The organism is Streptomyces sp. NPDC024698 (assembly GCF_055559015.1).
In genome coordinates, this window is record NZ_JBVHLK010000005.1 from 127,955 (window position 1) to 142,336 (window position 14,382).

A 14,382-nucleotide genomic window follows, 5' to 3' on the forward strand; every position below is an offset into this window, starting at 1 on the left:
GCCCGGAGCGGGATTGCCGGAACTACGCGTTCCCCGTGAGGTGTTCGGGGCGCACCGGAGTCCGGTCGAGCTCCAGACCCGTCGCGTTCCGGATCGCCGCGAGGACGGCCGGGGTGGACGACAGGGTCGGGGCCTCGCCGATGCCACGGAGCCCGTAGGGGGCGTGGTCGTCGGCGAGTTCGAGCACATCGACGGGGATGGTCGGTGTGTCGAGGATGGTGGGGATCAGATAGTCCGTGAAGGAGGGGTTGCGCACCTTCGCGGTCTTCGGGTCGACGATGATCTCCTCCATGACCGCGATGCCCAGGCCCTGGGTGGTGCCACCCTGGATCTGGCCGATGACGGACAGCGGGTTGAGCGCCTTGCCGACGTCCTGGGCGCAGGCCAGTTCGACGACCTTGACCAGGCCGAGCTCGGTGTCCACCTCGACGACGGCGCGGTGCGCGGCGAACGAGTACTGGACGTGGCCGTTGCCCTGCCCGGTGCGCAGGTCGAAGGGTTCGGTCGGGCGGTGCCGCCACTCGGCCTCGACCTCGACCGCCTCGTCCTCCAGCACGTCGGCGAGGCCGGCGAGCACCTCGCCGCCGTCGGTGACGACCTTGCCGCCCTCCAGGAGGAGTTCGGCCGTGGCCCAGGCCGGGTGGTAGGTGCCGAACTTGCGGCGGCCGATCTCCAGGACCTTCTCGCGGACCAGCTCGCAGGAGTTCTTGACGGCGCCGCCGGTGACGTACGTCTGGCGGGAGGCGGAGGTCGAACCGGCGCTGCCCACGCGGGTGTCGGCCGGCTGGATGGTCACCTGCGCGACGCCCAGTTCGGTGCGGGCGATCTGCGCGTGGACGGTGACGCCGCCCTGGCCGACCTCGGCCATCGCGGTGTGCACGGTGGCGACCGGCACTCCGCCCACGACCTCCATACGGACCCGGGCGGTCGAGTAGTCGTCGAACCCCTCGGAGAAGCCGACGTTCTTGAGGCCGACGGCGTACCCGATCCCGCGGACGACGCCCTCGCCGTGCGTGGTGTTGGACAGGCCGCCGGGCAGCTGCCGTACGTCCGCGTCCTCGCCCGCGGAGAGCCACTGGCGTTCGGGCGGAAGCGGCATCGCCTTGACGCGGCGCAGGAGTTCGGCGACCGGGGCCGGCGAGTCGACGCGCTGCCCGGTCGGCAGGAGCGAGCCCTGTTCCATCGCGTTGAGCTGGCGGAACGCGACCCGGTCCATGCCCACCTGGTCGGCGAGCTTGTCCATCTGCGCCTCGTACGCGAAGCACGCCTGGACCGCGCCGAAGCCGCGCATGGCGCCGCAGGGCGGGTTGTTGGTGTAGAGCGCGATGGCCTCGATGTCGACGTCGTCGACCACGTACGGGCCGACGCCGAGCGAGGAGGCGTTGCCGACGACCGCCGGAGAGGCCGAGGCGTACGCGCCGCCGTCGAGCACGATCCGCGCCTTCACGTGGGTCAGCTTGCCGTCCCTGGTCGCCCCGTGCTCGTAGGACAGCTTCGCGGGGTGGCGGTGGACGTGTCCGAAGAACGACTCGAAGCGGTTGTAGACGATCTTTACGGGCTTGCCGGTGCGCAGGGCCAGCAGGCAGGCGTGGATCTGCATCGACAGGTCCTCGCGGCCCCCGAACGCGCCGCCGACCCCGGAGAGCGTCATCCGGACCTTGTCCTCGGGCAGGCCGAGGACCGGGGCGATCTGGCGCAGGTCGGAGTGCAGCCACTGGGTGGCGATGTAGAGCTCGACACCGCCGTCCTCGCAGGGCACGGCGAGACCGGACTCGGGGCCGAGGAAGGCCTGGTCCTGCATGCCGAAGGTGTACTCGCCCCGGACGACGAAGTCGGCCTTCCCCGCGGCCCGTTCGGCGTCTCCGCGGACGATCGGCTGGCGGTGCACGATGTTGGGGTGCGGGACGTGGCCGATGTGGTGGTCGGTGCGCCCCTCGTGGACGAGGACCGCGCCGGGCGCGGTCGCGGAGGCCTCGTCGGTGATCACCGGCAGCTCGCGGTACTCCACCTTGATCTTGGCGGCGGCGCGGCGCGCTGTCTCCGGGTGGTCGGCGGCGACGATGGCGACGGGCTCGCCGTGGTGGCGCACCTTGCCGTGCGCGAGGACCGGGGTGTCCTGGATCTCCAGGCCGTAGTTCCTCACCTCGGTCGGCAGGTCGTCGTACGTCATGACGGCGTACACGCCGGGGGTGGCCAGGGCCTCGCCCGTGTCGATGGACGCGATCTCGGCGTGGGCGACCGTGGAGCGCAGGATCTGGCCCCACAGCATGTCCTCGTGCCACATGTCGGAGGAGTACGCGAACTCGCCGGTGACCTTGAGGGTGCCGTCCGGGCGGAGCGTGGACTCGCCGACGCCGCCCCTGGTCCCGGTGCCCTGGGTGATGTTCGTGGGTGTGCCGGTCGTTCCCATGGTCAGACCGCCTCGGACTGCCGGGCGGCCGCGAGGCGGACCGCGTCCATGATCTTCTCGTAGCCGGTGCAGCGGCACAGGTTGCCCGACAGCGCCTCGCGGATGTCCGCGTCGCTCGGGTTCGGGGTGCGCTCCAGCATCTCGTCCGCGGCGATCAGCAGGCCCGGGGTGCAGAAGCCGCACTGGACGGCTCCGGCGTCGATGAACGCCTGCTGCACGGGCGAGAGTTCGTCGCCCTCGCCGGTCTGCGAGTCGTGTCCCCTGGCGGCCCAGCTCTGGGCCTCGTCGAGCGAAACACCCGTCGCCCCGGCCGTGTTGCAGGCGTCGGTCGCGCAACCGGCGTGCTCGGCACGCTGCTTGGCGAAGTCGGCCAGTCCCTCGACCGTGACGACCTCGCGTCCCTCGGCCTGGCCGGCGGCGACCAGACAGGAACAGACGGGCACGCCGTCCAGGCGGACGGTGCAGGAGCCGCACTCGCCCTGTTCGCAGGCGTTCTTGGAGCCGGGCAGGCCGAGGCGCTCGCGCAGGACGTACAGGAGGCTCTCGCCCTCCCAGACGTCGTCGGCCTCCTGCCTGCGGCCGTTGACCGTGAAGCTGACACGCATTACGCGACTCCCTCCGTGCGGGCGGCGGTGCCGCGGTAGGACTCCCAGGTCCACATCAGCGTGCGGCGGGCCATGACACCGACCGCGTGGCGGCGGTAGCTCGCGGTGCCGCGGACGTCGTCGATCGGGTTGCAGGCGGCGGAGCACAGCGTGGCGAACTGCTTGGCCACCGACGGGGTGATGATCTTCCCGTTGTCCCAGAAGCCGCCCTCCTCAAGCGCCGCGTTCAGGAACTCCTCGGCCGTCCTCGCGCGGACCGGGGTCGGCGCGGCCGAGCCGATGCCGGTGCGGACCGTACGGGTCTCGGGGTGCAGGGCCAGTCCGAAGGCGCAGACCGCGATCACCATGGCGTTGCGGGTGCCGACCTTGGAGTACTGCTGCGGTCCGTCCGCGTTCTTGACGTGGACGGCGCGGATCAGCTCGTCGGGCGCGAGCGCGTTGCGCTTCACGCCGGTGTAGAAGTCGTCGATCGGGATCAGCCGCGAACCGCGCACCGACTCGGCCTCGACCTGGGCACCGGCCGCGAGCAGGGCGGGGTGGGCGTCGCCGGCCGGGGAGGCCGTGCCGAGGTTGCCGCCGACGCCGCCACGGTTGCGGATCTGCGGCGAGGCCACGGTGTGGGAGGCGAGGGCCAGCCCGGGGAGCTCACGGCGCAGGTTCTCCATGATCCGGGTGTACGGGACGGAGGCGCCCAGGCGCACGCCCGCCTCGCCGGCCTCCCACTCGCTCAGCTCCCCGATGCGGTTCAGGTCGAGGAGGTACTCGGGCCTGCGGTGATCGAAGTTGATCTCGACCATCACATCGGTGCCACCCGCGATCGGCACGGCGGTGGGGTGCTCGGCCTTGGCGGCGAGCGCCTCCTCCCAACTGGCGGGGCGAAGGAAGTCCATGAGCGGCTCTCTTCATTCGTGTCGTGGAGCGTTGTGATCAAGCCAGTTCGGGTGCGGCGTCCTCGGCTCGTTCATGGAGGTCTCAACAGTGGAGTGGGCCCAGTACACAGCGGTGTACGCCACCGGGGTCAGTCACCAAAACCATGAAGGAGTTCGCTGGCCAGCCCGCGCATCTTGTAGATTCGTATGAACCGAGGTCATCGGCAACCTCTTCGCTTTCCTCCGGAAACAGAGCAGTGATCCTCCGGAAACAGAGCACGGGCCATCCGGAAGCGGAGGACCGGCCGTCCGGAAACCGGAGGCCCAGGGGTCGGCGGCTGCCGGTTCCGGGTCCCGCGGCCGCTCCCGCGGAGCCACGGGACGCCGAAGGGCCTCGTACCCATCCATCGTAGATTTCGAGACAAAGAACGGCGGCGACGAGAATGCGGCTCCGCGCACTGCTGGACACGGACGCGCTGGGCCTGCGGCTGCTCGGCGGCGAGGACGAGCTCGACCGCACCGTACGCGGTGTGATGACCACCGACCTCAAGGACCCGAGCCGCTATCTCTCCGGCGGCGAGCTGGTCCTCACCGGCCTCGCCTGGCGGCACGACGCCGAGGACTCCGAGCCGTTCGTCCGGATCCTCGCGAGCACCGGGGTCGCGGCCCTGGCCGCCGGCGAGGCCGAGCTCGGCGACATCCCCGACGACCTGGTCGTGGCCTGCGCCCGGCACCGGCTGCCCCTGTTCGCCGTGAACGAGTCCGTCGCCTTCGCCACGATCACCGAGCACGTCGTGCGCCAGGTGTCGGGCGAGCGGGCCGGGGATCTGGCCGCCGTGGTGGAGCGGCACCGGCGGATGATGACCTCGGGTCCGGCGGGCGGCGGACCCGACGTGGTCCTCGACCTCCTGGGAACCGACCTCGACCTGCGTGCCTGGGTCCTCTCCCCCGCCGGACGGCCCATCGCCGGCTCCAGGCTCGCGGGCGGCCCGCTGCCCGCGGCCACCCGCGCCGAGCTGGCCGCCGCCCATCTCGCCGGGGTCCGCTCCGGGCGCCGGGGACCGCACCGGGTGACGGTGGGCCCGGCGATGTACTCGCTCTTCCCGGTCCGCTCCTCCGGACGGGCCACGGGCGCCTTCCGGGACCTCCGCGAGACGGTGCTCTCCGACTGGCTGCTCGCGGTCGAGGCCGACGCCGGGGACTGGCCCGAGGAGCGGCTCGACCTGCTCCAGGGCGTCACCCAGCTGATCGCGGTGGAGCGGGACCGGCGGGACGCGGCGCGCACCGTGCGCAGGCGGCTCGCCCAGGAGGTCCTCGAACTGGTCCAGACGGGGGCCGCGCCCGCCGAGATCGCGGCCCGGCTGCGGGTCGCGGCGCCGGTGCTGCTGCCGGGCCTGGGCGTGGCCCCGCACTGGCAGGTCGTGGTGGCGCGGGTCGAGTGGGACGGCGGCGGGATCGAGTGCGGCCCGGTCGCCCAGGCGCTCCTGGAGGAGATCCTCGTCGACCCGCTGTCGCCCGGACCCGAGCACTCCGACCGGATCGCCGTCGCCCACACGGGGGACGAGGCGGTCGCGCTCGTACCCCTTCCGGCGGTTCCTTCCGACGAGGAGGGCGCCGAGCCCGGACTGCACGCCGACGCCCTGCTCGCGGCCGTACGGGAGCCGCTGTCGGCCGGTCTGAACGACGACGGCCGGCTCACCATCGGCGTCAGCGCGGCCGTCCACTCGGCCGAGGGGCTGCGCGGGGCCCTGGAGGAGGCCCGGCACGCCCGCCGGGTCGCCGCGGCACGGCCCGGGCGGGTCTGCGCGGCCGGACACCAGGAACTCGCCTCGCACGTCCTGCTGCTGCCGTTCGTCCCGGACGACGTGCGCCGCGCCTTCACCGCCCGGCTGCTCGACCCGCTGCGCGAGTACGACAGCCGGCACCGCGCGGAGCTGATCCCGACCCTGGAGGCGTTCCTGGACTGCGACGGGTCCTGGACGCGCTGTGCCGCCCGGCTGCACCTGCACGTCAACACGCTGCGCTACCGCGTCGGCCGTATCGAGCAGTTGACGAGTCGTGATCTGTCGCGCCTGGAAGACAAGTTGGACTTCTTCCTGGCACTGCGGATGAGCTGACTCCGGAGGCCCCGGGAGGCCCGGCCCGGGACCGACGACTTTGTGAAATCCTTCACCTACCCTCTTGGCCGGGCCCGGTGATCCGTGCTGAGATGCCACCACTCAACAGCTCAATGGTGTGCTCGGGGAGGGCAACGTGGCGCATTCCGCCATGTCTGGTACCGGAACGACCGCTGGTGACGATCCACTCCAGACCGCGGTATGGCGGCTGCGCTCGCGCGCCTGCTGGGCCGACGCGGCGGCGCTGATCCAGCCGCACGCGGCGGGACCCGCGTTGCAGAGAGCCTCGCTCCTGGTGGAGCGCTGCCTCTACACCGAGCAGGGCTGGGCCGAGGCGGAGGACGCGCTGCGCACCGCCGAGGCGCTCGCACAGAGCGATGACGAGCGGGGCGCGGCAGCCTGCGAGAGAGGTCAACTCGCGTACGCGGCAACCCTGTTGAGGGTGCGCGATCGGGCGGACGAGGCACGTGCGGCGCTCGGCCGGGCCGCGGCGCTGCTCGCGCCGGGCGCGCCCGGCAGGGCCCTGCTGGACTTCCGGCGCGGACTGCTCGCCGAGAACCTCGCGCACGCCCCGCAGGCGGCCCGTGCCGCGTATCGGAGGGCGCACGCGGGCGCGACCGCCCAGAACGACGCGCTGCTGCTGTCCTTCACCTGGCGGCACCTCGCCGGAATCGCCCTGCGCGAGGGGGAGTTGGCGGAGGCCCGGCACGGCTTCGCCGAATCCCTGCGGATCCGGGAGGAGCTGGGCTATCTCGTCGGTACGGCACCGGCACTGGCCTCGCTCGCCGACGCCGAGACCGAACCGGAGGCCTCGCGGCTGCGGGCGGAGGCGGGACGGCTGTTCCGGCTGCTCGGGGGCGTCCCCCTGTGGCTGGCGGACCAGTTGGCCCCGGCGCCACCGGCGGCCACGGCCTGATCGCGCGGGGCGGGAGCTCCGGGCGGGGTCCCGCGTCCGTCCGGGGGCTCCGTCAGGACGCCCCGGCGAAGTGCTCCCGTACCAGCACCTGGACGACCGCCAGGTCCTCGGCGATCAACGCGTCGAGCAGGGCGGTGTGTTCGGCCGCGTCGGCCACCAGGTCGGCGCGGCCCCGGGAGACGGGACCGCCGACCAGGGGCCACTGGGCCCGGCGGTGCAGATCGTCGGCGATGCGGACCAGTTGCTCGTTGCCGGCGAGGGCGAGCACCGCCCGGTGGAAGGACCGGTCGGACTCCGCGTAGGTCGCGCGGCAGCCCGAGGTGGCGGCCCGCACGGTGGCCTCGGCGAGGGGGCGCAGCTCGGCCCAGCGGGCGGCGGGCACGGTGCGGGCGAGCCTGAGCATCACCGGGACCTCGATCAGGCCCCGGATCTCGGCGAGTTCGGCCAGTTCGCGGGTGCCGCGCGCGATGACGCGGAAGCCCCGGTTGGGGACGACCTCGACCGCGCCCTCCAGGGCGAGTTGCTGCATCGCCTCCCTGACGGGCGTCGCCGACACCCCGAAGCGTTCGCCGAGCGCGGGCGCCGAGTACACCTCGCCGGGGGCGAGTTCACCGGCGACGAGCGCGGTGCGCAGGGCGTCGAGGATCTGCCCGCGCACGGAGGCGCGCTGCACGACGGGACGGGCGTTCTCCGGGCGGACGGCGGGGTGCGCGTCATCGGCGCGTACGGGCCCGACGCCCCCGGGGTTCCCGGGGATACCGGCGGGGCGCGTGTCGTCGGTGCGTACGGCCCTGACGGCGCCGTCGATGCGTACCGCCTGGCGGATGTCGTCGCCGTGCACGGGGGGCCGGGGGGCCTCGGAGCGCGGGTGCGGGATCGGCGCCTCGCTGTGCGTGTGCTCACCGCGGGCGGAGGCCAGGGTGACGGGGCCGCCGATGTCCGGCCCGGCACCCGTACCGCGGCCGGAACCGTCGCCCACGACGCCCGCGGGCACTCCCCCGACCCGTCCCGCGTCCACGGGCCCCGCCTGCTGCGGTACCCGGAAGGCGCCGATGCGGGTCTCCGGGACCCACGTCCCGGCGGAGCCGTGCGCGCCGCGCGGACCGGACTGCTCCACGGTTCCTCCTCCGGGTCGGTGGTACTGGGTTCGGTGGTGCCGGGTGTGGTGGTACTGGGTGCTCGCGGCCGGTGGTGCTCGGGGCCTGTGATCCTCGGGGCCGGTGGTGCGGGGGTCGTCGCCGAGGGTGAAAGCGGCGGTTGTTACCCGTCCGTCAAGCACGATAGGCGCACATGGGCTCAGTTCAAACACCCGGACGGCGGGGTAAGGTAAGGCTTACCTGCTAACGATCGTGAAGCGATGGTTCCGCATGCCCACTCCCACGCTGTCCGCCGAAGGCGCCGCACACGCCACGGCGACCACGGCCGGCACCGCCGGCACGGACACGCCGGTCTCCTTGTCGCCCGTGGCCGAGGCCTACGCGCGGCTCGCCGAGGTCTTCCCCGGACTGGGTGTCACCGAGCTCGGGGCGGCGGAAGCGGCCCCGCGGGGCGCGGGCTGGGCCGCCGCCGCCCGGCTCGCCGAGGGCGGACCCGACCTCGACGCCTTCCTCGCCTGGGACGAGGCCCAGGTGGTCCGGGACTACGGCGAGCGGGCACGGCCGGACGTCGTGGCCGGTTTCGGACTGCACCGGTACGCGTGGCCGGCCTGTCTGCTGATCACCGTGCCGTGGTTCCTCCAGCGCCGGGTGCCGCGCCTTCCTGTGGAGGACGTCACATTCCATCGTGAGCTCGGCCGGATGGCCGTCCGGGTCACCACGTTCGCCTGCCTGCCGGACGACCCGGCCGCCACCCTGCCGGGGGCCCGGGTGGTGCCGGACGAGGACGCGCTGCGCGCCGAGGTGCGGGCCGCGGTCGCCGAGCACCTGGAGCCGGTCCTCGGCGGCTTCGGACCGCGGATGCGCCGGCGCGGCCGGGCCCTGTGGGGCATGGCCACCGACGAGATCGCCGAAGGCCTCTGGTACGTCGCCCATCTGTTCGGCGAGGAGCGGCGCGCGACGCGCGAGCTGGAACTGCTGCTGCCGGGCTCGACGCGGCCGTACGTCGGTTCGGCGGCCTTCCGTGAACTGACCGGCCCCGGCGGGGAGCCCCTGCCGACCCGCGACCGGGTGAGCTGCTGCCTCTTCTACACCGTGCGCCCGGCCGACACCTGCGTCACCTGCCCGCGCACCTGCGACGCGGACCGCGTCGCCAAGTTGACGGCCGCCGGGGCAGGTTGACGGTCGCGGGACCGAGTCGGGAGACGTCAGATCACAGGTACTTCACGAATTCCCCACTTGTCACGGGAACTCTCCACGGAACCATCCGTATGGGTAGTGTTGTTCGTACTCAACTCCAGCCCCTCGCGCGGCAGTTCGAGCAGAAAGTCGCCCTGCGCACCTTCTTGCACTTCCTTGGCGGCCTCTTGCCCCGAAACCCCCTGAGGGCCGATGTGATTGGGCCACTATGGCGGGCGTTACGCCCTCTCCCCATGCAAGGGACCCCCGATGAGACTGACCGACATATCGCTGAACTGGCTGCTTCCAGGCGCCGTTCTGCTCCTGGGCCTGCTGGCGGCGGTGGCGGTGCTCGCACGCGGCAAGCGGTCCGGGGACAGCGCGAGCAGCGACGACTCGTGGGAGCGCACCGAGGAGCGCCGCAGGCGTAAGGAGGCCGTCTACGGCACGGCCTCGTACGTCCTGCTGTTCTGCTGTGCCGCCGTCGCGGCGGCACTCTCCTTCCACGGCCTGGTCGGCTTCGGCCAGCAGAACCTCGGCCTCTCCGGCGGCTGGGAGTACCTCGTCCCGTTCGGCCTGGACGGCGCGGCGATGTTCTGTTCCGTCCTCGCCGTGCGCGAGGCCAGCCACGGTGACGCGGCCCTCGGCTCCCGCATACTGGTGTGGACCTTCGCCGGTGCCGCGGCCTGGTTCAACTGGGTGCACGCGCCCCGGGGCGTGGCCCACGCGGGGGCTCCGCAGTTCTTCGCGGGCATGTCCCTTTCGGCGGCCGTCCTGTTCGACCGGGCTCTGAAGCAGACCCGCCGGGCCGCCCTGCGCGAGCAGGGTCTGGTGCCGCGTCCGCTGCCGCAGATCCGTATCGTCCGCTGGCTGCGCGCGCCCCGCGAGACGTACAGCGCCTGGTCGCTGATGCTCCTGGAGAACGTCCGGTCCCTGGACGAGGCCGTGGACGAGGTGCGTGAGGACCGGCGCCAGAAGGAGCAGAACCGGCTGCGCCGGCGCAACGAGGAGCGGGTCGAGCGGGCGCACCTCAAGGCGCTCAGCCGTGGTCACCGCGGCTTCCCCGGACGCGGCGCCGCCCGGGAACTGGAGACCACCACCGTGGAGCGCGCGCCCGCCGGTGCCTCCACGGAGCCTGCCATATCCACCGCGGAGCAGCTGCCCGTACGATCGCGGCCCTCCCTCACCCCCGTCCGCAAGAGCACTGAGCCGATCACCGTCGACCTCACCACCGAGGACGACACGATGGCCCTGCCCCGGCTCGACTCGCTGGAGCGCAAGCTCAAGGATCTGGAGCAGCAGTTCGGCTGAGCCGGTCCGCGCACGCCCGGCCCCGGGCGTCAGCCCTGACGGCCCGTCCGGTGCTCCGGACGGGCCGTGACACGACAGCGGCGACGTGGTGTTCCTACACCGCGTCGCCGTTCAGTTCGAACCACACCGCCTTGCCCACCCCGTGGGACCGTACGCCCCACGCGTCCGCCAGGGACTGGACGAGGACGAGCCCCCTGCCGTGCGTACCGTCGTCGGCGTTCGGTACGCACAGTCTGGGCCTGCGTCCCACGAAGTCCCGGACCTCCACGCGCAGTCCGCCCGGTCCGATGGTCGCCGTCAGGACGGCGTCGTCATCCGTGTGGATCAGCGCGTTGGTGACGAGCTCGCTGGTCAAGAGCTCCGCCGTCTCGGCCCGGCCCGGTTTCCCCCAGTGCCGTAAGTGCTCCCTCAGCGCCCTGCGCGCCTCGGGCACCGCCCTCAGATCCGCCTTGCCCAGCCGGCGCCTGAGCTGCGGGCCGTCCGGTCCTCGTATCGCCCCCTCGGACGCTTCCTCCACTGGATCGGTGGAGAAGGCCCCCTTGGTCATGGGACCACCTCCTGGTGCCTGCCGTTTCATGACCCCCGCCTGCGTGCCGATGTCGGGTCCCCTCTGCTCGAACACGTTCACGGGATCCATGCCCTCTTCGGGATCGTGACAGTCATGTCGAATCATCGACCGGTCGCCGTACGGACACGGGTGCGCGACGGCCGCACGGGGAAGTGAAGGATCCGACAGAGCCGTCCGAGCGCCGAGGAGCCCCCGTGCACGACGACCGTTCGCAGGTGGAGGCCCGGCTGGAGCGCGCGCTGCGGCAGTTCCTGCGCCCCGCGCAGTACCGGGAGCGGGTGCCGCTCACGCTCTCCGTGTGGCACGTGCCGGGCGAGCCGGTGCCCGTCGGACAGGCCCTCCAGGCCCCCTACGAGCCCTTCACCACCGGCACGGCCTGGGGAAAGCCCTGGTCGACGAGCTGGTTCCGCATCGAGGGCCGGGTGCCCGAGGCGTGGGCCGGCCGTCCCGTGGAGGTGGTGATCGACCCCGGGTTCACCGGGGACGGCCCCGGCTTCCAGGCGGAGGGGCTGCTGTACGACACCGCGGGCGTCCCCCTCAAGGGCATCCACCCGCGCAACCGCCATCTGACGGTCGGGGCCCCGGCGAGCGGTGGCGAGGAGGTGGCCCTGCTCCTGGAGGCGGCGGCGAACCCCGCCGTCCTGCACGGCTTCGAGCCCACGCGCCTGGGAGACGTGCTGACCGCGGGCGATGGGCCGATCTACCGATTCGCGTCTGCCGATCTCGCCGTACTCGACGAGGAGGTGTGGCAGCTGGTCCTCGACATCGAGGTCCTCTCGGAGCTGATGTACGAGCTGGACGCTCAGCGGCCGCGCCGGCACGAGATCCTGCGCGCCCTGGAGACCATGCTGGACGCCCTCGATCTGCACGACGTGTCCGGCACGGCGGTGGCGGCACGGGCCGAGCTGACGGAGGTGCTGTCGCGGCCCGCGTCGGCCAGCGCGCACCGCGTCTCGGCGACCGGGCACGCGCACATCGACTCGGCGTGGCTGTGGCCGCTGCGGGAAACGGTCCGCAAGGCCTCCCGCACCTTCGCCAACGTCACCGCGCTGGCCCTCGACTATCCGGAGCTCGTCTTCGCCTGCTCCCAGGCCCAGCAGTACGCCTGGGTCAAGGAGCACCAGCCGCACATCTGGGAGCGGATCAAGAAGGCGGTGCAGGACGGCAATTGGGCTCCCGTGGGTTCGATGTGGGTGGAGTCCGACGCCAACATGCCCGGCGGTGAGGCGCTGGCCCGGCAGATCGTGCACGGCAAGCGGTTCTTCCGGGAGGAACTGGGCGTCGAGACCGAGGAGATCTGGCTGCCCGACTCCTTCGGCTACACGGCCGCTTTCCCGCAGCTGGCGAAGCTGGCCGGCGTGCGCTGGTTCCTCACCCAGAAACTGAGCTGGAACCAGACCAACAAGATGCCCCACCACACCTTCTGGTGGGAGGGCATCGACGGCACCCGGGTCTTCACCCACTTCCCTCCCGTGGACACCTACAACTCCCAGTTCCACGGCCGTGAACTCGCCCACGCGGAGCGCAACTTCGCGGAGAAGGGGCTCGCCACGCGCTCCCTGGCCCCGTTCGGCTGGGGCGACGGAGGCGGCGGCCCGACCCGCGAGATGCTGGAGAAGGCGCGCCGGCTGCGCTCCCTGGAGGGCTCGCCCACGGTCCGGATCGAGAAGCCGGAGGCGTTCTTCGCGGCGGCCGAGGAGGAGTACGGGGCCCGCGCGCCGGTGTGGTCGGGCGAGCTGTATCTGGAGCTGCACCGGGCCACCTACACCACCCAGGCCAAGACCAAACAGGGCAACCGACGCTGCGAACATGCGCTGCGCGAGGCCGAGTTGTGGTGCACCACGGCCGCCGTGCGCGATCCGTCGTACCGCTACCCGTACGACGTGCTCGACCGGCTGTGGAAGACCGTGCTGCTGCACCAGTTCCACGACATCCTGCCCGGCTCCTCGATCGCCTGGGTGCACCGGGAGGCACGCGAGACCTACGCCCGGGTGCTCGCGGAGCTGGAGGAGATCACCGCGGACGCGGTACGGGCCCTGGGGTCCGGCCCGCCCGCGGTGCTCAACGCCTCGCCGTACGAGCGGACCGAGGTGGTGGGGGACGCCCTGGTGACGGTGCCGGGGCTGGGCTCCGCCGCCGTGACCACCGGCCCCGCGGCCACGGTCCGGGCCGAACGGCACGACGGCGCCGTGGTGCTGGAGAACGACCGGCTGCGGGTACGGATCGACGCGGACGGACTGCTGACCTCCGTACGGGATCTCGCGCACGGCCGCGAAGCGCTGTGCGGTCCCGGCAATCTGCTCCAGCTCCATCCCGACCATCCCAACTCCTGGGACGCCTGGGACATCGACCGGCACTACCGGCGCACCCGCACGGACCTGACGCAGGCCGCGTCGGTGGAGCTGGTGGAGAGCGGTCCGCTGCGGGCCGCCGTGCGCGTCACCCGGACCTTCGGCTCCTCCCGGATCGTCCAGGAGATCCGGCTGACGGCCGCGAGCCGCCGGGTGGACTTCGTGACCGATGTCGACTGGCGGGAGTCGGAGAAGGTCCTCAAGGCCGCCTTCCCGCTGGACGTCCAGGCCGAACGGTCGGCGGCCGAGATCCAGTTCGGGCACGTCCACCGTCCCACCCACGCCAACACCGGCTGGGACGCGGCCCGTTTCGAGATCTGCGCCCACCGCTGGCTGCGGGTCGCCGAGGAGTCGTACGGCGTCGCGGTGCTCAACGACTCGACGTACGGCCACGACGTGACCCGCACTCCGCATGCCGACGGCCTCGGCACCACCGTACGGCTGACCCTGCTGCGCGCCCCGCACAGCCCGGACCCGGAGACCGATCTCGGCACGCACCGGTTCACGTACGCGCTGCTGCCCGGGGCCGGTGTGGGGGACGCCGTGGCGGAAGGGCTCGCGCTCAATCTGCCGCTGCGGCGGGCCGCGGCGCCGGTGCTCGGTGCCGTGGTGAGCGTCGAGGACCCGGCGGTCACCGTCGAGTCGGTCAAGCTCGCGGAGGACCGCAGCGGGGATGTGGTGGTGCGGCTGTACGAGTCACGGGGCGGGCGGGCCCGCGCGAAGGTGGCCGCCGGATTCCCGGTGTCCCGGGCCGAGGTGACCGACCTGCTGGAACGACCGCTGTACGAAGCCCCGCCGGAGATCGAGCTGCGGCCGTTCCAGATCGTCACCCTGCGGCTGCGACCCACCCGCTGACTTCACGTTTCCTCCATGATGCACCCGGATCTCGGCCCTCGGTCGCGGCGTTGACCAGGGCGTCTCCGTGATGCTAAAAGATCTTTCACACATTTCCTTTACATGGC

General features: G+C 72.4%; 10 protein-coding genes. 5 read left to right on the forward strand and 5 right to left on the reverse strand.

Annotated elements, in window-relative coordinates:
- Window positions 1-22: 22 nt before the first annotated feature.
- The 3 genes from ACZ4AA_RS14045 to ACZ4AA_RS14055 are packed head-to-tail and all read right to left on the reverse strand — an operon-like array spanning window position 23 to window position 3,905.
- Entirely contained in the window at window positions 23-2,410 is a 2,388-nt protein-coding gene (locus tag ACZ4AA_RS14045) for a xanthine dehydrogenase family protein molybdopterin-binding subunit (RefSeq protein ID WP_467600678.1), read from the reverse strand.
- A 2-nt stretch (window positions 2,411-2,412) separates the two neighbouring features.
- Window positions 2,413-3,015 (reverse strand): (2Fe-2S)-binding protein, encoded by a 603-nt coding sequence (locus ACZ4AA_RS14050; protein WP_467600682.1) that lies wholly within the window; start codon window positions 3,013-3,015, stop codon window positions 2,413-2,415.
- On the reverse strand, window positions 3,015-3,905 hold the full coding sequence (locus ACZ4AA_RS14055) for an FAD binding domain-containing protein (protein WP_467600685.1): 891 nt from the start codon (window positions 3,903-3,905) through the stop codon (window positions 3,015-3,017). The genes ACZ4AA_RS14050 and ACZ4AA_RS14055 overlap by 1 nt, the downstream gene beginning before the upstream one ends.
- 422 nt (window positions 3,906-4,327) lie before the next feature.
- Here ACZ4AA_RS14055 and ACZ4AA_RS14060 point away from each other — a divergent pair, with 422 nt between their 5' ends.
- Both ACZ4AA_RS14060 and ACZ4AA_RS14065 read left to right on the forward strand, forming a co-directional pair.
- A complete protein-coding gene (locus ACZ4AA_RS14060) occupies window positions 4,328-6,001 on the forward strand; it encodes a PucR family transcriptional regulator (RefSeq protein WP_467600688.1) in 1,674 nt (557 codons plus the stop codon).
- 151 nt (window positions 6,002-6,152) lie between these two features.
- Window positions 6,153-6,917: a hypothetical protein gene (locus ACZ4AA_RS14065; RefSeq protein WP_467600691.1), complete on the forward strand. Its 765-nt coding sequence runs from the start codon at window positions 6,153-6,155 to the stop codon at window positions 6,915-6,917.
- A 52-nt stretch (window positions 6,918-6,969) separates the two neighbouring features.
- On the opposite strand, the gene ACZ4AA_RS14070 is transcribed toward ACZ4AA_RS14065, so the two are convergent.
- The gene (locus ACZ4AA_RS14070) at window positions 6,970-7,758 is read right to left on the reverse strand and encodes a GntR family transcriptional regulator (RefSeq protein ID WP_467601358.1); all 789 of its coding nucleotides are present in this window, start codon (window positions 7,756-7,758) and stop codon (window positions 6,970-6,972) included.
- Window positions 7,759-8,284: 526 nt separating this feature from the next.
- On the opposite strand from ACZ4AA_RS14070, the gene ACZ4AA_RS14075 reads away from it, so the two are divergent.
- Window positions 8,285-9,193, forward strand: coding sequence for a (2Fe-2S)-binding protein (locus ACZ4AA_RS14075; RefSeq protein ID WP_467600694.1), 909 nt, complete (start codon window positions 8,285-8,287; stop codon window positions 9,191-9,193).
- Window positions 9,194-9,460: 267 nt separating this feature from the next.
- Window positions 9,461-10,501: a DUF2637 domain-containing protein gene (locus tag ACZ4AA_RS14080; protein WP_467600697.1), complete on the forward strand. Its 1,041-nt coding sequence runs from the start codon at window positions 9,461-9,463 to the stop codon at window positions 10,499-10,501.
- Between the two features lie 94 nt (window positions 10,502-10,595).
- Here the strand turns inward: ACZ4AA_RS14080 and ACZ4AA_RS14085 are convergent, their stop codons facing one another.
- Window positions 10,596-11,048 (reverse strand): ATP-binding protein, encoded by a 453-nt coding sequence (locus ACZ4AA_RS14085; protein WP_467600700.1) that lies wholly within the window; start codon window positions 11,046-11,048, stop codon window positions 10,596-10,598.
- 215 nt (window positions 11,049-11,263) lie between these two features.
- Here ACZ4AA_RS14085 and ACZ4AA_RS14090 point away from each other — a divergent pair, with 215 nt between their 5' ends.
- Complete coding sequence (locus ACZ4AA_RS14090) at window positions 11,264-14,275, forward strand: alpha-mannosidase (RefSeq protein ID WP_467600703.1); 3,012 nt, start codon at window positions 11,264-11,266, stop codon at window positions 14,273-14,275.
- The last annotated feature ends 107 nt before the right edge of the window (window positions 14,276-14,382 follow it).